The sequence below is a fragment of the Streptomyces sp. DSM 110735 genome, from assembly GCF_016482685.1.
GTDB lineage: Bacteria > Actinomycetota > Actinomycetes > Streptomycetales > Streptomycetaceae > Streptomyces.
In genome coordinates this window covers 16,208-36,358 of record NZ_JACYHF010000015.1, presented here as the reverse complement: position 1 = coordinate 36,358, position 20,151 = coordinate 16,208, and the positions used below count along the sequence as shown (strand labels likewise).

21 protein-coding genes are annotated in these 20,151 nt (G+C 72.4%); 16 read left to right on the top strand and 5 right to left on the bottom strand.

Translation table 11 applies throughout. The features are described from left to right. The first annotated feature begins 420 nt into the window (after positions 1–420). From IF655_RS21775 to IF655_RS21720, 12 genes are all read left to right on the top strand, one after another. Positions 421–1,455, top strand: a complete 1,035-nt coding sequence (locus IF655_RS21775; RefSeq protein WP_199586691.1) for a LacI family DNA-binding transcriptional regulator — start codon at positions 421–423, stop codon at positions 1,453–1,455. Positions 1,456–1,629: 174 nt separating this feature from the next. Continuing rightward, entirely contained in the window at positions 1,630–2,694 is a 1,065-nt protein-coding gene (locus tag IF655_RS21770) for a S1C family serine protease (RefSeq protein ID WP_199586690.1), read from the top strand. 67 nt (positions 2,695–2,761) lie between these two features. Then, on the top strand, positions 2,762–2,995 hold the full coding sequence (locus IF655_RS21765) for a hypothetical protein (protein WP_199586689.1): 234 nt from the start codon (positions 2,762–2,764) through the stop codon (positions 2,993–2,995). An 86-nt stretch (positions 2,996–3,081) separates the two neighbouring features. Continuing rightward, a complete protein-coding gene (locus tag IF655_RS21760) occupies positions 3,082–3,816 on the top strand; it encodes a response regulator transcription factor (protein ID WP_199586688.1) in 735 nt (244 codons plus the stop codon). A gap of 50 nt (positions 3,817–3,866) precedes the next feature. Next, complete coding sequence (locus IF655_RS21755; RefSeq protein ID WP_206776264.1) at positions 3,867–5,264, top strand: HAMP domain-containing sensor histidine kinase; 1,398 nt, start codon at positions 3,867–3,869, stop codon at positions 5,262–5,264. A gap of 783 nt (positions 5,265–6,047) precedes the next feature. Beyond that, positions 6,048–6,974: a mycothiol synthase gene (gene mshD / locus IF655_RS21750; RefSeq protein ID WP_199586686.1), complete on the top strand. Its 927-nt coding sequence runs from the start codon at positions 6,048–6,050 to the stop codon at positions 6,972–6,974. A gap of 104 nt (positions 6,975–7,078) precedes the next feature. Further along, the gene (locus IF655_RS21745; RefSeq protein ID WP_199586685.1) at positions 7,079–7,465 is read left to right on the top strand and encodes a GntR family transcriptional regulator; all 387 of its coding nucleotides are present in this window, start codon (positions 7,079–7,081) and stop codon (positions 7,463–7,465) included. Next, positions 7,462–8,349, top strand: coding sequence for an ABC transporter ATP-binding protein (locus IF655_RS21740; RefSeq protein ID WP_199586684.1), 888 nt, complete (start codon positions 7,462–7,464; stop codon positions 8,347–8,349). The genes IF655_RS21745 and IF655_RS21740 overlap by 4 nt, the downstream gene beginning before the upstream one ends. Further along, a complete protein-coding gene (locus tag IF655_RS21735; protein WP_199586683.1) occupies positions 8,346–9,323 on the top strand; it encodes an ABC transporter permease in 978 nt (325 codons plus the stop codon). The genes IF655_RS21740 and IF655_RS21735 overlap by 4 nt, the downstream gene beginning before the upstream one ends. Before the next feature lie 230 nt (positions 9,324–9,553). Beyond that, complete coding sequence (locus IF655_RS21730; protein ID WP_242488862.1) at positions 9,554–11,851, top strand: RNA degradosome polyphosphate kinase; 2,298 nt, start codon at positions 9,554–9,556, stop codon at positions 11,849–11,851. Next, on the top strand, positions 11,832–12,869 hold the full coding sequence (locus IF655_RS21725; protein WP_199586682.1) for a CHAD domain-containing protein: 1,038 nt from the start codon (positions 11,832–11,834) through the stop codon (positions 12,867–12,869). The genes IF655_RS21730 and IF655_RS21725 overlap by 20 nt, the downstream gene beginning before the upstream one ends. Before the next feature lie 17 nt (positions 12,870–12,886). Further along, a complete protein-coding gene (locus IF655_RS21720; protein ID WP_199586681.1) occupies positions 12,887–13,309 on the top strand; it encodes an NUDIX hydrolase in 423 nt (140 codons plus the stop codon). Between the two features lie 63 nt (positions 13,310–13,372). Here the strand turns inward: IF655_RS21720 and IF655_RS21715 are convergent, their stop codons facing one another. Next, positions 13,373–13,546, bottom strand: a complete 174-nt coding sequence (locus IF655_RS21715; RefSeq protein ID WP_199586680.1) for a hypothetical protein — start codon at positions 13,544–13,546, stop codon at positions 13,373–13,375. Between the two features lie 179 nt (positions 13,547–13,725). Between IF655_RS21715 and IF655_RS21710 the strand changes: the two genes are divergently transcribed. Together IF655_RS21710 and IF655_RS21705 are read left to right on the top strand one after the other, a co-directional pair. Further along, positions 13,726–14,607, top strand: a complete 882-nt coding sequence (locus IF655_RS21710) for a hypothetical protein (protein ID WP_199586679.1) — start codon at positions 13,726–13,728, stop codon at positions 14,605–14,607. A 112-nt stretch (positions 14,608–14,719) separates the two neighbouring features. Continuing rightward, positions 14,720–14,887 (top strand): hypothetical protein, encoded by a 168-nt coding sequence (locus tag IF655_RS21705; protein ID WP_199586844.1) that lies wholly within the window; start codon positions 14,720–14,722, stop codon positions 14,885–14,887. Positions 14,888–14,890: 3 nt separating this feature from the next. On the opposite strand, the gene IF655_RS21700 is transcribed toward IF655_RS21705, so the two are convergent. Further along, complete coding sequence (locus IF655_RS21700; protein WP_199586678.1) at positions 14,891–15,196, bottom strand: metal-sensitive transcriptional regulator; 306 nt, start codon at positions 15,194–15,196, stop codon at positions 14,891–14,893. 243 nt (positions 15,197–15,439) lie between these two features. Between IF655_RS21700 and IF655_RS21695 the strand changes: the two genes are divergently transcribed. Together IF655_RS21695 and IF655_RS21690 are read left to right on the top strand one after the other, a co-directional pair. Further along, positions 15,440–16,060: a DUF47 domain-containing protein gene (locus tag IF655_RS21695; RefSeq protein WP_199586677.1), complete on the top strand. Its 621-nt coding sequence runs from the start codon at positions 15,440–15,442 to the stop codon at positions 16,058–16,060. 7 nt (positions 16,061–16,067) lie between these two features. Then, positions 16,068–17,066, top strand: coding sequence for an inorganic phosphate transporter (locus IF655_RS21690; protein ID WP_199586676.1), 999 nt, complete (start codon positions 16,068–16,070; stop codon positions 17,064–17,066). 112 nt (positions 17,067–17,178) lie between these two features. On the opposite strand, the gene pstB is transcribed toward IF655_RS21690, so the two are convergent. The 3 genes from pstB to pstC are packed head-to-tail and all read right to left on the bottom strand — an operon-like array spanning position 17,179 to position 20,037. Further along, positions 17,179–17,955: a phosphate ABC transporter ATP-binding protein PstB gene (gene pstB / locus IF655_RS21685; protein ID WP_018548493.1), complete on the bottom strand. Its 777-nt coding sequence runs from the start codon at positions 17,953–17,955 to the stop codon at positions 17,179–17,181. A 34-nt stretch (positions 17,956–17,989) separates the two neighbouring features. Then, positions 17,990–19,042, bottom strand: a complete 1,053-nt coding sequence (gene pstA / locus IF655_RS21680) for a phosphate ABC transporter permease PstA (protein ID WP_199586675.1) — start codon at positions 19,040–19,042, stop codon at positions 17,990–17,992. Further along, the gene (gene pstC, locus IF655_RS21675; RefSeq protein ID WP_199586674.1) at positions 19,039–20,037 is read right to left on the bottom strand and encodes a phosphate ABC transporter permease subunit PstC; all 999 of its coding nucleotides are present in this window, start codon (positions 20,035–20,037) and stop codon (positions 19,039–19,041) included. The genes pstA and pstC overlap by 4 nt, the downstream gene beginning before the upstream one ends. Positions 20,038–20,151: the final 114 nt, after the last annotated feature.

Sequence of the window (20,151 nt, the reverse complement as noted above, 5' to 3'; positions counted from 1 at the left end):
GCGGCGCGAGCCGGGCGATGGCCACGCCCGCACGCCGCCGCACGGTCCCTACGGACCCACAACCCCGCGCCCCCGGCGAAGGAGTGCCCCCGCCACCGAGGGGTGAGACCCCCGACCGAGGCGTAAAGCCTCCGACCGGGGCGGGAGACCTCCGGCCAAGACGGGAAGCAGCACCCCGGTGGGGTGAGAGCCCGCCCGCCGGGCGCCCGGGACGGACTGTGCGTCGGTGGGCGCGGGCCGGTGCGTGATGTCGGGTGCCGGGCCGCCGTCTCATGCGCGCCCCCGCATGCCGATGCGTGAAGCGGTGTCGGCGTGGGCAGAACTCTGGCAGGTCTCACCGCGTCGCCCGGCCTCGCGGTCGCTGCCGGATACCGTGTTTTTGCCCTGCCCAGGGCGGGTCAATCCGCGTAGACTCCGCGCGTGGCGAAGGTGACTCGGGATGATGTGGCACGGCTGGCGGGGACCTCGACGGCCGTCGTCAGTTATGTCATCAACAACGGACCCCGGCCGGTCGCCCCGGCCACGCGCGAGCGTGTCCTCGCGGCGATCAAGGAGCTGGGGTACCGGCCGGACCGGGTCGCCCAGGCGATGGCGTCGCGCCGTACCGACCTCATAGGGCTGATCATCCCGGACGCCCGCCAGCCCTTCTTCGGGGAGATGGCGCACGCGGTCGAACAGGCCGCCTCCGAGCGCGGGAAGATGGTCCTGGTCGGCAACACCGACTACATCGCCGAGCGCGAGGTCCACTATCTGCGCGCCTTCCTCGGCATGCGGGTCTCCGGTCTGATCCTCGTCTCCCACGCGCTGAACGACCAGGCGGCGGCCGAGATCGACGCCTGGGACGCCCGCGTGGTCCTGCTGCACGAGCGCCCCGAGGCGATCGACGACGTGGCCGTGGTGACGGACGACCTCGGCGGCGCCCAGCTCGCCGTACGCCACCTCCTGGAGCACGGGTACGAGTACGTGGCCTGCATGGGCGGCACCGCCGACACCCCGGCCGTCGGCGACCCGGTCTCCGACCACGTCGAGGGCTGGAAGCGCGCCATGGACGAGGCGGGACTGCCCACCGAGGGCCGTCTCTTCGAGGCGCCGTACAACCGCTACGACGCCTACCGCGTGGCCCTCGGCATCCTCGCCGGACCCGAGCGCCCGCCCGCGATCTTCTGCTCCACCGACGACCAGGCCATCGGCGTCCTGCGCGCCGCGCGCGAGCTGCGCCTCGACGTGCCCGGCGAGCTGGCGGTGGCCGGGTTCGACGACATCAAGGAGGCGGCGCTCGCCGACCCGCCGCTGACCACGGTCGCCTCCGACCGTCCCGCGATGGCCCGCATGGCCGTCGACCTGGTCCTGGACGACGGGCTGCGTCTGGCCGGCTCGCGCCGCGAACGCCTGAAGACCCTCCCCTCCCGCCTCCAGATCCGCCAGAGCTGCGGCTGCGCGCGCCAGGAGCCCTGACCACTCCCCCGCCGTCCGCCTGCCGCTTCCCCGCCGCACACCCGCCCCCACCAGCACTCTTATCGGGCTCTCATCCCCGGCTGAGCGGGGCTCTCATGAAGCGGGCCCCCGCTTCTGCCGGGGTTCTCAGGGTGGGCTCAGGAAGCTCTCATGGTCGCGGGACATGCTCTTCTCATGACCGACGAGAGCACGCGCCGCAGCGGCGCCGACGGGTACGAAAGCCCCGAGGGGTTCAGCCCCTACGGGTACGGCAACCCTCACGGGTCCGACACCCCGCCGGCCGCCCACGCCGCTCCCGGCCCGTGGCCGTCCCCGCCGCCGTACGCGCCGGGTCCGGCTCCGGAGCGGAAGCGGACGCGGGGCCCGATCGCGCTCCTCGCGGCGGTCGCGCTGGTCGCGGCCGCGGTCGGCGGAGGCACCGCCTACGCCTTCCAGGAGCTGGCGAACCACTCCGACTCCGCTTCCGCCCAGGCGGGCACCCCCGTGGTGACCGCGGGCAAGAAGGGCACCGGCACCGTGGCAGCCGTCGCGGCGGCCGTCAGCCCCAGCGTGGTCCAGGTGGACGCCACCCTCCAGGACGGCTCCTCCACCGGCTCCGGCGTCGTCGTCACCAGCGGCGGCGAGATCATCACCAACAACCACGTGGTCTCCGGCGCCTCCTCGGTCAAGGTCCGCACCAGCGACGGCAAGAGCTACACCGCCGACGTGGTCGGCACCGACAGCTCCAAGGACCTGGCACTGCTGAAGGTCTCCGGCGCCTCCGGTCTCAAAGCCGCCACGCTCGGCGACTCCTCAGGCGTCCGCGTCGGCGACACGGTCGTCGCCATCGGCTCCCCCGAGGGGCTGAGCGGCACCGTGACCAGCGGCATCGTCTCGGCACTCAACCGCGACGTGACCGTCTCGACCGACGAGGGACAGAGCCAGGGACAGGGCGGGCAGCAGGGCGGGGACGGCGACTGGCCGTTCCAGTTCGGCGGCCGTGAGTTCAACGGCGACACCGGCTCGTCCACCACCACCTACAAGGCGATCCAGACGGACGCCTCACTCAACCCCGGCAACTCCGGCGGCGCCCTCTTCGACGCCTCCGGCCGCGTCATCGGCATCAACTCCGCGATGTACTCCTCGGGTTCGCAGGCGTCCTCGTCCTCGGACGCGGGCAGCATCGGCCTCGGCTTCGCGATCCCGGTGAACACCGTCAAGACCGACCTCGCCAAGCTGCGGGCGGGCTCGACGGACTAGGACACCTTTCCGGATCCCTCCGGCACGGTCCTGGGCAAGCGCACCACCGAACAGCAGGGAGCACGTCATGATCTCGTACACCACGCACCAGACCCCTGTCACCGGCCCCGCCGACGTCGCCCTGGCCCTGGAGGTCGCGCGCGAGCTGAACGCGCCCGCCCCGGCGCCCCGGCTCCCCGAGCTGCCCAGCCCCGCCCCCCAGCTCATGGGTCTGCGCACCTCCGCCGCCCGCCCGCACCGCCGCAAGGTGCCGCTGAACCGCCTGACCGCCCTCAACCGGCTGACCCCGGCCGGCGTCTGACCGGCGGCAACCACGCCGGAAGCCCGAAACGTGCGAGGCTGAGAGACGCCCCGACCCGACAACACCATCCCGAGGAACCGCGAGCGATGAGCCCCGCCGAAGGCGACCGTGACCCCCAGCGCATCCTGATCGTCGACGACGAACCGGCCGTACGCGAGGCACTCCAGCGCAGCCTCGCCTTCGAGGGGTACGACACGGAGGTCGCGGTCGACGGCGCGGACGCGCTGGAGAAGGCCGCCGCCTGCCGCCCGGACCTGCTGGTGCTGGACATCCAGATGCCCCGCATGGACGGTCTGACGGCGGCCCGGCGCATCCGGGGCACCGGGGACACCACCCCGATACTGATGCTCACCGCCCGCGACACGGTCGGCGACCGGGTCACCGGACTCGACGCCGGGGCAGACGACTACCTGGTCAAGCCGTTCGAACTGGACGAGCTGTTCGCCCGCATCAGGGCCCTGCTGCGGCGCAGCACCTACGCGGCGACCGTGTCCGCCGAGGCGCAGGAGGACGAGGCGCTGACCTTCGGGGACCTGCGGATGGACCTCGCGACCCGGGAGGTCACCCGGGGCGGGCGGCCGGTGGAACTGACCCGTACGGAGTTCACGCTCCTGGAGATGTTCATGGCCCACCCGCGCCAGGTCCTCACCCGGGAGCAGATCCTGAAGGCGGTCTGGGGCTTCGACTTCGAGCCCTCCTCCAACTCCCTCGACGTCTACGTGATGTACCTGCGCCGCAAGACCGAGGCGGGCGGCGAGCCCCGGCTCGTGCACACCGTCCGGGGCGTGGGGTACGTACTGCGGCAGGGCGGCGGCGAGTGAGGAGGCTGGTGCGCCGCTACCAGGCGCTGCCGATCCGGGCGCGGCTCGCGATGCTGGTCGCGGCGGCGGTGGCGTTCGCGGTGGCGGCGGTGTCGGTGACCTGCTGGTTCATCGTCCAGCGCAAGCTGGAGGACGAGCTGAACCACCGGCTCACGAGCCTCGGCCGGCCGCTCAGCGCCGACCAGGTCGCCACCCTGCTGCTGACCTGCCCGCAGTCCCCGAACGACACAGTCGGCGAAGGACCGCCCAGCTACCTCTACCTCCAGATCATCACCTCCGACGGCAAGACGTGCGTGCCGCCCTACTCCGAGGGCACCGTCAAGGTGACCGCCGGGGACCTGGCGATCGCGCGCAATCACGACCCCCACACTCGCTGGGTGCGCGACGGCACCGACTCCAAGGGCGACGACGTACGGGTGATGACCGGCGCCGTGCTGGTGGGCGGCGGACCCGACGTGGCGACCTACCCCGACGTGGCCGTCATGGTGGGCATCTCCCTGAAGGACACCGAGCGCACCCTGGACGACCTCGCGCTGATCCTGCTGCTGGTCTCCGGCATCGGGGTCGTCGGGGCGGGGGCGGCGGGGCTCGCCGTGGCCCGGGCGGGACTGCGACCGGTCGACAAGCTCACCGAGGCGGTCGAGCACGTGGCCCGCACCGAGGACCTCGCCATCCGCATCCCGGTGGTGGACGAGAGCGACGACGAGGTGGCCCGGCTCTCGCGCTCCTTCAACTCCATGACCACCGCGCTGGCCAGCTCCCGCGACCTCCAGCAGCAGTTGATCGCGGACGCCGGGCACGAACTGCGCACCCCGCTCACCTCGCTGCGCACCAACATCGAGCTGCTCAGCCGCAGCGAGGAGACCGGGCGCCCGCTGCCCGCCGAGGACCGCAAGGCGCTGCTCGCCTCCGTCAAGGCACAGATGACCGAACTCGGCGCGCTGATCGGTGACTTGCAGGAGCTGTCCCGCTCCGAGGGGCAGCACGGCGAGCGCGTCCAGGTGGTCTCCCTGCAGGAGACGGCGGAGGCGGCGCTGCGCCGGGCGCGGCTGCGCGGTCCCGAACTGACCATCACCGCGGACCTGGAGCCGTGGTACGTCCGCGCGGAGCCGTCCGCGCTGGAGCGGGCGCTGGTCAACATCCTCGACAACGCGGTGAAGTTCAGCCCCGAGGGCGGCACGGTCGAGGTCCGGCTGACCGACGGCACGCTGACCGTGCGCGACCACGGACCCGGCATCCCCGCCGAGGAACTCCCGCACGTCTTCGACCGCTTCTGGCGCTCCCCCAGCGCCCGCGCCCTCCCCGGCTCCGGACTCGGTCTCTCCATCGTCGCCCGCACCGTCCGCCAGGCAGGCGGCGAGGTCACCCTCTCCCGCGCCCCGGGCGGCGGCACCCTGGTGACGGTACGGCTGCCGGGGGCGCCGGTACCCCCACCGGACACGGCGTGACGCTGCGCTGCCGCTGTGGCTTGGGGGCGGTACGCGGGAGCCCCGTTGCTTCAGGGCACCGCGACGCCGACGGGCCATGCCGACCCACCGACCCCGACGCCGCGCGACCCGGGTCGCCGTCGGGCCGAGCCACGGGGTCGCCGAGCCGGGGCGCGGGGCCGCCGTGACCCCGCACGACCGAACCGCCGCCGCACCGAGCGACCGGGCAGCGGGGCAGCGGGGCAGCGGGGCAGCGGGGCAGCGGGGCAGCGGGGCAGCGGGGCAGCGGGGCAGCGTACCTGGCCGCCGTAACACGGCACGCCCAGACCGCCGCCGCACCGTCGCGCCGGGCCACCAGGTCGTCGTAACACTGCACGGACTGGCCGCCATCACCCTGTAGCGCCGGGCCACCGGACCTCCAGACCACCGGGCCGCCGTGGCACCGGGTCGCCATCGAGCCAGGGCACCGAGCCGCCGTGGAGCCGGGTCGCCGGTTCCGGGCATCGGGCATCGGGCATCGGGCATCGGGCATCGCACGGCCGAACCGCCGTCGCGCCGGGCCACCGGGCCAGGGCACCAGGTCGCCGTAACACCGCACGGCCGGACCGCCATCGCCCTGCCGCGCCGAACCACCGGACCACCGGACCACCGGACCACCAGGCCACCGAACCACCAGGCCGCCATCGAGCCACGCCACCAGCCCGCCGTAACCCCACGCAGCCCGCCCGCCGTCGCGCCGCGCCGCCAGGTGCCATCGTCCCGCCCGGCCGTACCCAGCGGAGCGCCCCCCGTACCCTCATACGCATGAGCAGCGACGACTCCGAGCGGGCCGTGCAGGGCCGTTCCATCGAGACCCACGCCGAACTCACCCCGGAGCAGACCCGGGCCGTGCTCGATCTGCTCGCGGCGGCTGCCGCCGCGGACGGGCAGCAGCCGGTGTCCGAGCAGGGGCGGCTCCAGTTGCGCGGCGGGGCGCGGGAGGGCGTCTCGCATCTGCTGCTGAGCTACGGCGGCGAACTCGTGGGCTATGCCCAGCTCGAGGACACCGACCCGGTCGAGGCACCCGCCGCCGAGCTGGTCGTCCACCCCGCCCACCGGGGTCACGGCCACGGGCGCGCGCTCGGCACCGCGCTGCTCGCCGCCTCCGGCAAGCGGCTGCGGGTCTGGGCGCACGGCGGTCACCCCGCCGCCCGGCATCTCGCCCAGGTGCTCGGTCTGACCCTGTTCCGCGAACTGCGCCAGATGCGCCGCCCGTTGACCGGTCTCGAACTCCCCGACCCGGTGCTGCCGGAGGGCGTGACGGTCCGCGCCTTCGTCCCCGGACAGGACGAGACCGCCTGGCTCGCGGTCAACGCCGCCGCCTTCGCCCACCACCCCGAACAGGGCTCGCTGACCGAGCGCGACCTGGCCGACCGCGAGGCGGAGCCCTGGTTCGACCCCACCGGCTTCTTCCTCGCCGAGCGCGGCGGGGAACTGATCGGCTTCCACTGGACCAAGCCCCACCCCGACGAGGGACTCGGCGAGGTCTACGTCCTCGGCGTCCGCCCAGGCAGCCAGGGCGGCGGACTCGGCAAGTCCCTGACCACGATCGGTCTGCGCCACCTCGCCGCCCAGGGTCTGCCCACCGCGATGCTCTACGTCGACGCGGACAACAAGGCGGCGGTCTCGGTCTACGAACGCCTGGGCTTCACCACCCACGAGACGGACCTGATGTACCGCACGGAGACGTGAACCGAGCGTTATCCGCGATGAGTTGAGGGGCGTCCACGCTTGACGGGCGCCCCTCTTCCGCACCATCATTCCACTACTCAATTAGTGAAAGGGTGGTTCAGCGCGTGGTCGAATACCGCATCGACCGGCACAGCGGGGTCGCCACCTACGTCCAGATCGTCCAGCAGACCAAACAGGCACTGCGCCTCGGTCAGCTCCGCCCCGGCGACAAGCTGCCCACCGCCCGCGAGGTGGTCGAGGCGACCGCCATCAACCCCAACACCGTCCTCAAGGCGTACCGCGAGCTGGAGCGGGAGGGGCTGGTGGAGGCGCGGCGGGGTCTGGGCACCTTCGTCCGCCGCACGCTCGGCGCCGCCCCTGCCGACTCCCCGCTGCGCGCCGAGCTGGAGCAGTGGGCGGCGCGGGCGGTCCGGGAGGGCTGGGACCGGGACGACATGGCGGCGCTCTTCACCTCCGTACTCGACAAGAGCTTCCAGGGAGAAGGTTCATGAGCGACACCGCGATCGAGGCGGACGGCCTTGGCAAGCGCTTCGGGCGGCGGGGCACCTGGGCGCTGCGCGACTGCGCGTTCCGGTTGCCCACGGGCCGGGTGTGCGCCGTCGTCGGACCCAACGGCGCCGGGAAGAGCACCCTGCTCGCCCTGACGGCGGGTCTGCTCCGGCCGACCGAGGGGGAGATACAGGTGCTGGGCGTACGCCCCGCCGAGGCGCGCGTCCGCGTCGGGTACGTGGCGCAGGACAAGCCGCTCTACCCGCGGCTCACGGTCGCCGAGACGCTGTGCATGGGCGCCGACCTGAACCCCGGTCACTGGGACGCGCCGCTCGCCGGGCGGATCGTCGCGGGCGGCGACCTCGACCCCGGCGCCCGGGTCCGCTCCCTGTCCGGCGGTCAGCGCACCCGCGTCGCGCTCGCCCTCGCGCTCGGCAAGCGGCCCGAACTGCTGCTCTTGGACGAGCCGATGGCCGACCTCGACCCCCTCGCGCGGCACGAGCTGATGGGCGTCCTGATGGGCGTGGCCGCCGAGCACGGCACCACGATCGCGATGTCCTCCCACGTGGTCGCGGAGTTGGAGGAGTCCTGCGACCACCTGCTGCTGCTCGGCTCCGGCCGGGTCCGGCTCTGCGGTGACATCGACGACCTGCGCGCCGCCCATCGCCGTGTCACCGGTCCCGCCGACGCCGCCCTCGCCCCGCACACCGTGGTGGAGTCCCGCACCACGGGGCGTCGCGTCACCGCCCTGCTCCGTCCGCAGGGTCCGCTCCCGGAGTCCTGGGAGACGGAGACGCCCCGCCTGGAGGACCTGATCCTCGCCCACCTGCGCAACCCGGAAGCCCCCGCCCTGACCGCGACGACCTTCGAGGAGCGCGCCGCATGAGCACTCTCACCGTCCCCCCGCCCCGGCCGCGTCCGGCGCGCTGGGTGTTCCGGCTGCACCGGTGGGCGCTGTACGTCTGGGCAGCCCTGGTGCTGACCGCCGCCGCCCTGCTGCTGTGGGCGGCGGGTCCGCTGGCGGACCGGGCGACACGCGGCTGGCACCGGATGCTGGAGTGCCCCCGCCAGGGTCCGTGCAGCGTCGACGTGGGCTTCTACTACACCGTGTTCGACCTGCTGTCCTACGCGATGATCATCCTGCCGTTCCTCGTGGCCGCCTGGGCGGCCGTCGCCCTGACCGCGCCCGGCACGGAGTCCGGCAGCGCGCCCTCGGCCTGGCTGCAGGGCATCACCCCGGCACGCTGGCTGACCGCCCGGCTGGCACTCCCGGCCGCCGTGATCACCGCGGGCACCGCCCTGCTGGTGATACTGCACCGGTACGCCGGGGCGGCGCCCGAGGACCGGCGGGGACCCGGTCCCGAGTGGTGGATGCCGCGCGCCTTCTACACCAACGGTCCAGCCCTCGCCGCCGCCTGCCTGACCGCACTGGCGGCGGGCGCGCTGACCGGACTGCTGGTGCGCCGCACACTGCCCTCCCTGGGCATCACCCTCGCCGCCACCACCCTGCTGTTCACCGGCGTCCACCGGCTCATGCCGCACCTGTGGCCGCTGGCGACCAAGGTGAACGACTTCCAGCACGGTTACGCGGTCCGGCCCGGCGCCCTGGAGGTCGTGCACGGCATCGCGACCCGGGGCGGGGGACGCGTCCCCGCGCCCGAGTGCACGGTGGACTCGGCCAAGGCGCTGGCGGCGTGCGAGCGGCTGTACGCGCGGCACGGCGGCACCGGGTACTTCACCCAGTACCACCCCGCCTCCCACTACTGGCCCCTCCAGCTCACCACCACCGCCCTGCTGCTGCTCCTGACCGCGCTGCTCACCGCCGCGACCTTCGCCGTACTGCGCCGCCGCACCGGCTGACCGGCGGCGACAAGGCGGAGGGCGGTTCCCCTGGGAGCCGCCCTCCGCTGTCCCCCACGTCATGTCCCCGTAACCGCCCATTCAGCAGCGCTTGCGAGGCTCGGGGAATGGCGCACGTCGGCAGTGGGGCTTCGGCGGAGTCCGAGGGGGACGCGGGGCGGAAGGTCATCAGACTTCCCTCCGCGAAATTCGACGCTGCCGTGACGCCTCTGACACGGAAGAATGGGTTCATGAGTCAGCGAGAAGCCCAGGCACCGGCCCAGTCCTCCTCCAGCGCGGCCTTCGGCGCCGATACCGCGGGCCTCGGGTCCGAGGTCCCCGGCCGGCCGCAGCCGCAGCCCCCCGTGGGCTCCATCGCCGCGCACCGCCCGCACACGGTCGCGGCGGCCGTCTCCGACCTGGACCCGGATCTCGACGCCGATCTCGACGCCTATGAGGACACCCAGGCCGACGGCGCCCCGCTCCCGCAGGGCCGCTTCCTGGACCGGGAGCGGAGCTGGCTCGCGTTCAACGAGCGCGTCCTTGAGCTGGCCGAGGACCCGAACACCCCGCTCCTGGAGCGGGCCAACTTCCTCGCGATCTTCGCCAGCAACCTGGACGAGTTCTTCATGGTCCGGGTCGCGGGGCTCAAGCGCCGTATCGCCACCGGCGTCGCCACCCGCTCCGCCTCCGGGCTCCAGCCCCGCGAGGTGCTGGAGATGATCTGGGCCCGCTCGCGCGAGCTGATGGCCCGGCACGCCGCCTGCTACCACGAGGACGTCGCCCCCGCGCTCGCGGAGGAGGGCATCCACCTGGTCCGCTGGAGCGAGCTGACCGACAAGGAGCAGGCGCGCCTGTTCACGCTGTTCCGGCACCAGATCTTCCCGGTGCTGACCCCGCTCGCCGTGGACCCCGCGCACCCCTTCCCGTACATCTCGGGTCTGTCGCTGAACCTGGCCGTCGTCGTACGCAACCCGGTCAGCGGGCACAAGCACTTCGCCCGCGTCAAGGTGCCCCCGCTGCTGTCCCGCTTCCTGGAGAGCAGCCCCGGACGGTACGTCCCCATCGAGGACGTGATCGGCGCGCACCTGGAGGAGCTGTTCCCGGGCATGGAGGTGCTGGAGCACCACGCCTTCCGGCTCACCCGCAATGAGGACCTGGAGGTCGAGGAGGACGACGCGGAGAACCTGCTCCAGGCGCTGGAGAAGGAACTCATGCGGCGCCGCTTCGGACCGCCGGTGCGCCTGGAGGTCGAGGAGGACATCGACCGCGAGGTACTGGACCTGCTGGTGCGCGAGCTGAAGATCTCCGAGGCGGAGGTCTACCCGCTGCCCGGTCCGCTCGACCTCACCGGTCTGTTCCGCATCCACAGCCTGGACCGCCCCGAGCTGAAGTACCGCAAGTTCGTCGCGGGCACCCACCGCGACCTCTCCGAGGTGGAGTCCGCCTCCGCGCCGGACATCTTCGCCGCGCTGCGCCAGCGGGACGTGCTGCTGCACCACCCGTACGACTCCTTCTCCACCTCGGTGCAGGCGTTCCTGGAGCAGGCGGCGCAGGACCCGGACGTGCTGGCGATCAAGCAGACGCTGTACCGCACCTCCGGCGACTCCCCGATAGTCGACGCCCTGATCGACGCCGCCGAGTCCGGCAAGCAGGTCCTCGTCCTGGTCGAGATCAAGGCACGCTTCGACGAGCACGCCAACATCAAGTGGGCGCGCAAGCTGGAGGAGGCGGGCTGCCACGTCGTCTACGGTCTGGTCGGGCTGAAGACCCACTGCAAGCTGTCGCTCGTGGTCCGCCAGGAGGGCGACGTGCTGCGCCGCTACAGCCACGTCGGCACCGGCAACTACCACCCGAAGACCGCCCGCCTCTACGAGGACCTCGGGCTGCTCACCGCCGACCCGCAGGTCGGCGCCGACCTCTCGGACCTCTTCAACCGGCTCTCCGGCTACTCCCGACGCGAGACCTACCGCCGCCTCCTGGTCGCCCCCAAGTCCCTGCGGGACGGGCTGATATCGCGCATCGACAAGGAGATCCAGCACCACCGCGCGGGGCGCCCGGCGTTCGTCAAGATCAAGGTCAACTCCATGGTCGACGAGGCGATCATCGACGCCTGCTACCGGGCTTCCCAGGCGGGCGTGCCGGTGGACATCTGGGTGCGCGGCATCTGCGCGATCCGCCCCGGCGTCCCCGGGCTGTCCGAGAACGTCCGGGTCCGCTCGATCCTCGGCCGCTTCCTGGAGCACTCCCGCGTCTTCGCCTTCGGCAACGGCGGCGAGCCCGAGGTGTGGTTCGGCAGCGCCGACATGATGCACCGCAACCTCGACCGCCGGATCGAGGCGCTGGTCCGGGTCACCGACCCCGGACACCGGGCGTCCCTGAACCGCCTGCTCGACACCGGCATGTCCGACACCACCGCCTCCTGGCACCTCGGTCCCGACGGCGAATGGACCCGGCACGCGACCGACGCCGAGGGCCAGCCGCTGCGCAACATCCAGGAGATGCTCATAGACGCCCGGAGGCGCCGGCGTGGCACCGCGACACCCTGACCCGGCGGACTCCGAGCCCGGGGAGGCGACCGGAGAGGCTCTCGCGGCCCATCTGCGCGCCCGGTCCACGGAGTTCCTCCGCGCCCTGCGCCTGCACCGGGAGACCGGGAACGGCGCCTCGGGCGCGGACGGGTCGGCCGAGGCGGCACGCGCGCTGCGCCGCTCGGCCCGCCGCGTCAGCGCGGGCCTGTACACCTTCCGCGGGCTCCTGGAGCCCGACTGGGCGGACGAGACCCGGGCCGAACTGGCCTGGGTCTCGGGCACCCTCGGTCTGGAGCACGCCTGCGCCGCCCGCCTGGACCGGCTGCTGCTCGCCCTGCACCGGCTCTCGGGGACCACCCCGGCACCCGCCGCGGTCGCCGCGAAAGTGCCGGTGACGGCACCCCCCGCCGCCCCCCTCACCGTCGGCGCCGCCCGCGCCGCGGCCCTGCTCGACCGCAGGCTCACCCTGGCCCGCGCCCGCGCCCACTCCACCGCCCTGGAGGCGCTCGGCTCCGCCCGCTTCCACGCGCTGGCCGACCGCATCGCCGTACTCGCCAGCGACGTCCCCCTCGCCCCCGGCGCCGCCGGGGCGGACCTCGGCCCGTACGCGACGGCCGCCGAGGACCGGCTCACCAGCGCGGTCGCCGCGCTGCCCCTGGTCACCGCCGGGCACCCGTACAACGCGCAGGCGCTGGCCGACGGTCTCTCCCCCGACCCCGCCCCGCACTCCCAGGACGGTCCCTGGCACCAGGTCCGCCTGCTCCTTCGCCTGCACCGCTACGCCCGCGAGGTGCCCCACGGCGCCGCCACCCCGGCCGAGGACCCCCGGCTGCGCGCCGCCGGGCACGCCCTGAACCGGCACCGGGACGCGGCGGAGGCGGCGGTCGCGGCGGCGCAGGCGGCGCGTACGGCCCGGATCGCGCCCGCGACCGCCTACGCGCTCGGCGTCCTCCACGCCGACCAGCGGCACGAGGTGGAGGCGGCGCGCTTCGCCTTCCAGCAGGCGTGGCAGCGGCGGACGGTCCCGGCACGGTGATGGAGCGAGGAGACGCCATGAGCGACGACACGGACCTTCCGCCGGTCCTCGCCGCGGGCTGCGTGCTCTGGCGCCGCTCACCCTCCGGCGCCCTGGAGGTCTGCCTGGTCCACCGCCCCAAGTACGACGACTGGTCCCACCCCAAGGGCAAGCTCAAGCGGGGCGAGGACGCGCTCGCGGGCGCGCTGCGCGAGGTCGCCGAGGAGACCGGGTACGCCGCCGAGCCGGGCGCCGAGCTGGCGACCCTGCGCTATCCGGTCGCCGGACGCCCCAAGGAGGTCCGCTACTGGGCGGCAGAGGCGCTGCACGGGCACTTCATCCCGGGCTCCGAGGTGGACGAGATCGTCTGGCTCGCCCCCGCCGCCGCCCGCGAGCGGCTGACCCAGCCCCGCGACCGCGACCTGCTGGACACGCTGGCCCACGCCTTCGAGCGGCGCTGAGCGGGCACTAGGCGGGCACGGAGCCGGTGTTGAAAGGGCGCTGAGCGGCGCGCGCGCCCGGCGTCACGGCGCGCTGCCGTGCGCCTCCGCGTCCGCGCGCGCCTGACTGCGCGCCCGGCGCGCCGGACCCCGCCAGCCGCAACTGCATCTGGCCACACAGAACCGGCCCTGCTCGCTCGTCGTCGTGCGGTGTTCCCGCTCCTGCCGCGCCCCCACCGGGCCGTCCTGCCACGCCACGGTGCCACCGTACCCGCCCCGAACAAGACGTTCGTTCGGGCATCTGAAGCGTTTGTACGGGCGTATGACCCGCTGACTTCTCGCGTGCTTGACGCCACGCGTGACGGCGCCCCCTACCCGTCGTTAACGGGAACGACAGGGGGCCCAACGGACGCAACCGGCTGGGGGTAAGGCAGGCCATGGATCGGCGGCAGCACACGCGCGCGGGCAGGACGGTCGTAGCGGCGGGCGTGATGGGACTCACCGTCGGACTCGGAGCGGGCACCACCGGGTGTTCCTCCAGCGGGGCCGCCGCCGAGGGGGTGAGCGGCGCGAGCGGCGATCCGGTGGCCGTCCTGCGGCAGGCCGCCGACACCCTGCGCGGTGCGGGCACCTCCCGGGCGTCGACCTCCATGGAGATGGCCACCGGCGGCACCCGGGTCACCATCCGGGGCAGCGGGGTGTACGACTTCCGGCGCCGCCTCGGCAGCCTGACCGTCGTACTCCCGGAGGACCCCACGGGCGCCCCGGAGCACCGGCCCATCACCGAGCTGCTCGCCCCCGGCGCCCTGTACATGAAGAACCGGGGCGCGGGCGTGCCCGCCGACAAGTGGGTCCGGGTCGAGACGGCGAGCGTGTCCGACGGCAACCTGGTCACCGGCGGCGCGACCGATCCGTACGCCGCGGCGGAGGTGCTGCGCGGGACGCGGACGGCGGCGTTCGTGGGCCGTACCCAGGTCGGTGGCACCGCGGTGCGGCACTACCGGGGCACCGCCGACCTGGGCGCGGCGGCGCGCGCCGCCTCGGCGGACAACCGCGCCTCGCTCGCCGCGGCGGCGAAAGGGTTCGCCACGGCCGTCGTCCCGTTCGACGTCTACCTGGACGACCAGGGCCGCGTCCGCAAGCTCCGCCAGCGCTTCAGCTTCGTCAACAGCAGGCAGGCGGCAGCCGTCGCGGTCGCCTCGACCACCCTGCTCTACGACTTCGGCACCCGCGCCGAGGTGCTGCTCCCGCGCCCCGAGGACATCTACGCGGGCAAGATCGCGGACGACGAGGGCGCGGCGGGACCGCCTGCGGGATAGTCCGCCCCGCCGGGGTCGAACTAGCCCGTCCGTGCCATGCGCGCCATGTGAACCGCTGCCTACTCTAGATAGCCGGGTCCGGCATCGGTGACGGCAGGAAGAGGTGACGCGCGTGGCTCCGGTCGGCGGTACGGCGGTGCAGGACCACGTGGCCCTCGCCGAGATAGAGCTGTGCGGCGAGCTGATCATCGCCGCCTCGGCGGCGGAGGACCGGCTGAGCCTGGCCAGCATCGACGAGGTGCTGCGGGTCACCGAGGAGCGCGGCGCCGCCCTGGCATAGGGCTCAGGTGCGCAGCAGACGCCCGATGGCCTTCGTCGCCTCCTCCACCTTGGCGTCGATCTCCTCGCCGCCCTTGACCGCCGCGTCCGCGACACAGTGCCGCAGGTGTTCCTCCAGGAGCTGCAGCGCGAAGGACTGCAGCGCCTTGGTGGAGGCGGAGACCTGGGTGAGGATGTCGATGCAGTACGTGTCCTCGTCGACCATGCGCTGCAGACCCCGGATCTGGCCCTCGATCCGGCGCAGCCGCTTGAGGTGCTCGTCCTTCTGGTGGTGGTAGCCGTGCGTGGCGCCGGCCTCGGTCGTCGTCATCGCTGGCCTCCATCGGGGACGGGCTGACGGGGAACGGACCCCGCTCTGGCCGAAAACAGCCGGAACGTATACCCCTGGTGGGTATATGGTAACCAACTTCACGGGGTATCGGAGCCTTGGCGCAACGCCCCCGTGCCGAGCATGCTTCCTGATGGGCGACACTGGGGAATGGCCCGATAGCCGTGGCCGGATGATGCGCCTAGCATCAGCCTGACCCAACCGAAGCACCCCGAGGACCTCAACGTGCGCTTTCGTCTGACCCCCAGGGAGACGAGCTTCTACGACATGTTCGCCGCGTCAGCGGACAACATCGTCACGGGCTCCAAGCTCCTGATGGAACTGCTCGGGGCGGACTCCTCCGCCCGGGCCGAGATCGCAGAGCGTATGCGGGCCGCGGAACACGCCGGTGACGACGCCACGCACGCGATCTTCCACCAGCTCAACTCCTCGTTCATCACGCCGTTCGACCGCGAGGACATCTACAACCTCGCCTCGTCGCTCGACGACATCATGGACTTCATGGAGGAGGCCGTCGACCTGGTCGTCCTCTACAACATCGAGGAGCTGCCGAAGGGCGTCGAGCAGCAGATCGAGGTCCTGGCGCGGGCGGCCGAACTCACGGCCGAGGCGATGCCCCACCTGCGCACGATGGACAACCTCACCGAGTACTGGATCGAGGTCAACCGGCTGGAGAACCAGGCGGACCAGATCCACCGCAAGCTGCTCGCCCAGCTCTTCAACGGCAAGTACGACGCCATCGAGGTGCTCAAGCTCAAGCAGGTCGTGGACGTCCTCGAAGAGGCGGCGGACGCGTTCGAGCACGTGGCGAACACGGTGGAGACCATCGCCGTCAAGGAGTCCTGAGGCGTCGATGGACACCTTCGCCCTGATCGTGACCGTCGCGGTCGCGCTCTTCTTCACGTACACGAACGGCTTCCACGACTCCGCCAACGCGATCGCGACCTCGGTCTCGACCCGCGCGCTGACCCCCCGGGCGGCGCTCGCGATGGCGGCCGTGATGAACCTCGCCGGTGCCTTCCTCGGCTCCGGGGTCGCCAAGACCGTCTCCGAGGGCCTGATCGAGACACCGCACGGCGGCAAGGGGATGGGCATCCTCTTCGCCGCGCTGGTCGGCGCCATCGTCTGGAACCTGGTGACCTGGTACTTCGGTCTGCCCTCCTCGTCCTCCCACGCGCTGTTCGGCGGCATGGTGGGCGCGGCGCTCGCGGGCGGCATCGACGTGCTCTGGAGCGGCGTCGTCGAGAAGATCGTCATCCCGATGTTCCTCTCCCCGATCGTCGGTCTGGTGGTCGGCTATCTGGTGATGACAGCCATCCTGTGGCTCTTCCGCAACGCCAACCCGCACAAGGCCAAGCGCGGCTTCCGCATAGCCCAGACCGTCTCGGCGGCGGGCATGGCGCTGGGCCACGGTCTCCAGGACGCGCAGAAGACCATGGGTGTCGTGGTCCTCGCGCTGGTGATCTCCGGCAACGAGACCTTCGGCGACCCGATCCCGGTCTGGGTCAAGATCGTCTGCGCCCTGATGCTCTCGCTCGGCACCTACGCGGGCGGCTGGCGCATCATGCGCACCCTGGGCCGCAAGATCATCGAGCTGGACCCGCCGCAGGGCTTCGCGGCCGAGGCGACCGGCGCGTCGATCATGTTCACCACGGCGTACCTCTTCAAGGCGCCGATCTCCACGACCCATGTGATCACCTCCGCGATCATGGGCGTGGGCGCCACCAAGCGGGTCAACGCGGTCCGCTGGGGCGTCGCCAAGAACATCGTGCTCGGCTGGTTCATCACCATGCCCGCCGCCGCCCTGGTCGCGGCAGGCGCCTTCGAGCTGGTCAACCTGACCGTGCTGTAGCTCCCGCCGACACGGCGATGGGCCCGCCCCCGGGATTCCGGGAGCGGGCCCTTCTCGCATCCCCGCGGTGGCACCGCCATGCAGCACCGCGGGGAGTCCTCGACTGCTCGGCTCAGCCGAAGCGGCCCGAGATGTAGTCCTCGGTCGCCTGGACCGAGGGGTTGGAGAAGATCCGCTCGGTGTCGTCGATCTCGATCAGGCGCCCGGGCTGGCCGACGCCTGCCAGGTTGAAGAACGCCGTACGGTCCGAGACGCGCGCCGCCTGCTGCATGTTGTGCGTCACGATGACGATCGTGAACCGTTCCTTCAGCTCACCGATCAGGTCCTCGATCGCGAGCGTGGAGATGGGGTCCAGGGCGGAGCAGGGCTCGTCCATGAGCAGCACCCGGGGCTCGACCGCGATGGCGCGGGCGATGCACAGCCGCTGCTGCTGACCGCCGGAGAGACCGGCACCGGGCCGGTTCAGGCGGTCCTTGACCTCGTTCCACAGGTTCGCGCCGCGCAGCGAGCGCTCCACGATGTCGTTCAGTTCGCTCTTGCGGAAGCCGCCGTTCAGGCGCAGCCCCGCCGCCACGTTCTCGAAGATCGACATGGTGGGGAACGGGTTGGGGCGCTGGAACACCATCCCCACCTCGCGCCGCACCGAGACCGGGTCCACGCCGGTGCCGTAGAGGTCCTCGTCGTCCAGGAGCACCTTGCCGTCGACGCGGCCGCCGGGGGTGACCTCGTGCATCCGGTTGAGGGTGCGCAGGAACGTCGACTTGCCGCAGCCGGAGGGGCCGATGAACGCCGTCACCGAGCGCGGCTCGACGGTCATCGAGATGTCCTCGATCGCCTTGTGGGAGCCGTAGTAGGCGGTGAGTCCGCTGACGTCGATTCGCTTGGCCATTACCGCTTCACTTCCAGTCACTGAAATGGTCGCGTCAGCGACCGGTCTGGGGGGCCTTCCAGCGGGCTACGCCGCGGGCCACCAGGTTGAGGATCATCACGAACGCGATCAGGGTCAGCGAGGCAGCCCACGCGCGGTCGTAGGCCGCGTCGGCACCGGCGGCGTACTGCTGGTAGATGTACAGCGGCAGCGACGCCTGGGCGCCCTCGAAGGGGTTCGCGTTGATGAAGGAGTTGCCGAACACCAGCAGCAGCACCGGCGCGGTCTCGCCCGCGATCCGGGCGACGGCCAGCATGACGCCGGTCGCGATGCCGCCGAGCGAGGTCGGCAGGACCACCTTGAGGATGGTGCGCCACTTGGGCACGCCCAGCGCCAGGGACGCCTCGCGCAGCTCGTTCGGTACGAGTTTGAGCATCTCCTCGGTCGAGCGCACGACCACCGGCATCATCAGGATGGCGAGCGCCAGCGACCCGGCGAAGCCGAAGGGCTGCAACTGGAAGATGAGCATCAGGCTGAGGATGAACAGTCCCGCGACGATGGACGGGATGCCCGTCATCACGTCGACGAAGAAGGTCACCGCCTGGGCGAGGCGACCGCGGCCGTACTCCACCAGGTAGATCGCGGTCAGCACGCCGATCGGGGCGCCGATCAGGGTGGCGAGACCGACCTGCTCCAGGCTGCCGAGGATGGCGTGGTAGATGCCGCCGCCCGGCTCGGAGTCGGCGACGACGCCCATCGAGTGGCTCAGGAAGTACGGGCTGAGGACCTTCACGCCGCGCGAGACGGTCACCCACACCAGGGAGACCAGCGGGACCACGGCGAGCAGGAAGGCGACCCAGACCAGCGAGGTGGCGATCCGGTCCTTGGCCTGTCGGCGCCCCTCCACCCGGGCGGCGACGGTGTAGGTGCCGAGGATGAAGAGCAGCGCGGCGATCAGACCCCACTGGACCCTGGAGTGGAGCCCGGTGCCGAGCCCGATCGCGACGGCGATCGCCACCGACGCGGCGGCGATCGCCCACGGGGTCCACTTCGGCAGGCTCGCGGCGCGCAGGTTGCTCACGCCGGTGCCGTTGACTGCGGTGCTCATGCGTTGGCCCCCGAGTACTCCTTGCGGCGGGCGATGATCGCGCGGGCCGCGCCGTTGACCAGCAGGGTGATGACGAACAGGACGAGACCGGAGGCGATCAGCGCGTCACGCCCCTGCTCGGTCGCCTCGCCGAACTTGGAGGCGATGTTCTGCGCGAAGGTGCCGCCGCCCGGGTCGAGCAGGCTGGCCTGGATCTCGTAGCTCGGGGAGAGCACGGTGGCCACGGCCATGGTCTCGCCGAGCGCGCGCCCGAGTCCGAGCATGGAGGCGGAGATCACGCCGGAGCGGCCGAAGGGCAGCACCGCCATACGGATGACCTCCCAGCGGGTCGCGCCGAGGGCCAGGGCGGCCTCCTCGTGCATCCGGGGCGCCTGGCGGAAGACCTCGCGGCTCACGTTGGTGATGATCGGCAGGATCATGATCGCCAGCAGGATGCCGACGGTGAGCATCGCGCGCGGGGCACCGCCGTTCCAGGCGAGGACGCCGGTCCAGCCGAAGAACTCGTTCAGCCAGCCGTACAGCCCCTGCATGTGCGGGACCAGGATCAGGGCGCCCCACAGGCCGTAGACGATGGACGGCACGGCGGCGAGCAGGTCGATCACGTAGGCGATCGGACCGCTCAGCCGACGCGGGGCGTAGTGGGTGAGGAACAGCGCGATCGCGACCGCCACCGGGACCGCGAGGGCCATGGCGACGACCGAGGAGACGACCGTGCCGAAGGCCAGCACCGCGATGCCGAAGACCGGCGGGCTGGCGTTGGTGTTCCACTCGAAGGTGGTCAGGAAGTTGCCGTGGTCGGCGCTGATCGCGAGGCTGGCGCGGTAGGTGAGGAAGACCGCGATGGCGGCCATGATCACCAGGAGCAGGATGCCCGAGCCCCGCGAGAGGGCGAGGAACACCCGGTCACCGGTGCGGGAGGTGCCCCGGGCGGTGTCCGCGCGGCGGGCGGCGGCCCGGCCGGTGGGGGGAGGTACGTCGGTCGTCGATATGTCCATCGGGTTTCTCCGGTCTGCTGAGCCGCGTCAAGTGGGCGGCTCACGGGAGCCGGGGACGGGCCCCGGCTCCGGGCGGCGGTGCACCGGACGGTGCGGCCGGACCCCGAAGGACCC

Coding starts and splice junctions, on each gene's coding strand:
- IF655_RS21770 (WP_199586690.1), top strand. CDS start 1,630: ATGACCGACGAGAGCACGCGCCGCAGCGGCGCCGACGGGTACGAAAGC.
- IF655_RS21765 (WP_199586689.1), top strand. CDS start 2,762: ATGATCTCGTACACCACGCACCAGACCCCTGTCACCGGCCCCGCCGAC.
- IF655_RS21760 (WP_199586688.1), top strand. CDS start 3,082: ATGAGCCCCGCCGAAGGCGACCGTGACCCCCAGCGCATCCTGATCGTC.
- IF655_RS21755 (WP_206776264.1), top strand. CDS start 3,867: ATGCTGGTCGCGGCGGCGGTGGCGTTCGCGGTGGCGGCGGTGTCGGTG.
- mshD (WP_199586686.1), top strand. CDS start 6,048: ATGAGCAGCGACGACTCCGAGCGGGCCGTGCAGGGCCGTTCCATCGAG.
- IF655_RS21740 (WP_199586684.1), top strand. CDS start 7,462: ATGAGCGACACCGCGATCGAGGCGGACGGCCTTGGCAAGCGCTTCGGG.
- IF655_RS21735 (WP_199586683.1), top strand. CDS start 8,346: ATGAGCACTCTCACCGTCCCCCCGCCCCGGCCGCGTCCGGCGCGCTGG.
- IF655_RS21730 (WP_242488862.1), top strand. CDS start 9,554: ATGAGTCAGCGAGAAGCCCAGGCACCGGCCCAGTCCTCCTCCAGCGCG.
- IF655_RS21720 (WP_199586681.1), top strand. CDS start 12,887: ATGAGCGACGACACGGACCTTCCGCCGGTCCTCGCCGCGGGCTGCGTG.
- IF655_RS21710 (WP_199586679.1), top strand. CDS start 13,726: ATGGATCGGCGGCAGCACACGCGCGCGGGCAGGACGGTCGTAGCGGCG.
- IF655_RS21700 (WP_199586678.1), bottom strand. CDS start 15,196: ATGACGACGACCGAGGCCGGCGCCACGCACGGCTACCACCACCAGAAG.
- IF655_RS21690 (WP_199586676.1), top strand. CDS start 16,068: ATGGACACCTTCGCCCTGATCGTGACCGTCGCGGTCGCGCTCTTCTTC.
- pstB (WP_018548493.1), bottom strand. CDS start 17,955: ATGGCCAAGCGAATCGACGTCAGCGGACTCACCGCCTACTACGGCTCC.
- pstA (WP_199586675.1), bottom strand. CDS start 19,042: ATGAGCACCGCAGTCAACGGCACCGGCGTGAGCAACCTGCGCGCCGCG.
- pstC (WP_199586674.1), bottom strand. CDS start 20,037: ATGGACATATCGACGACCGACGTACCTCCCCCCACCGGCCGGGCCGCC.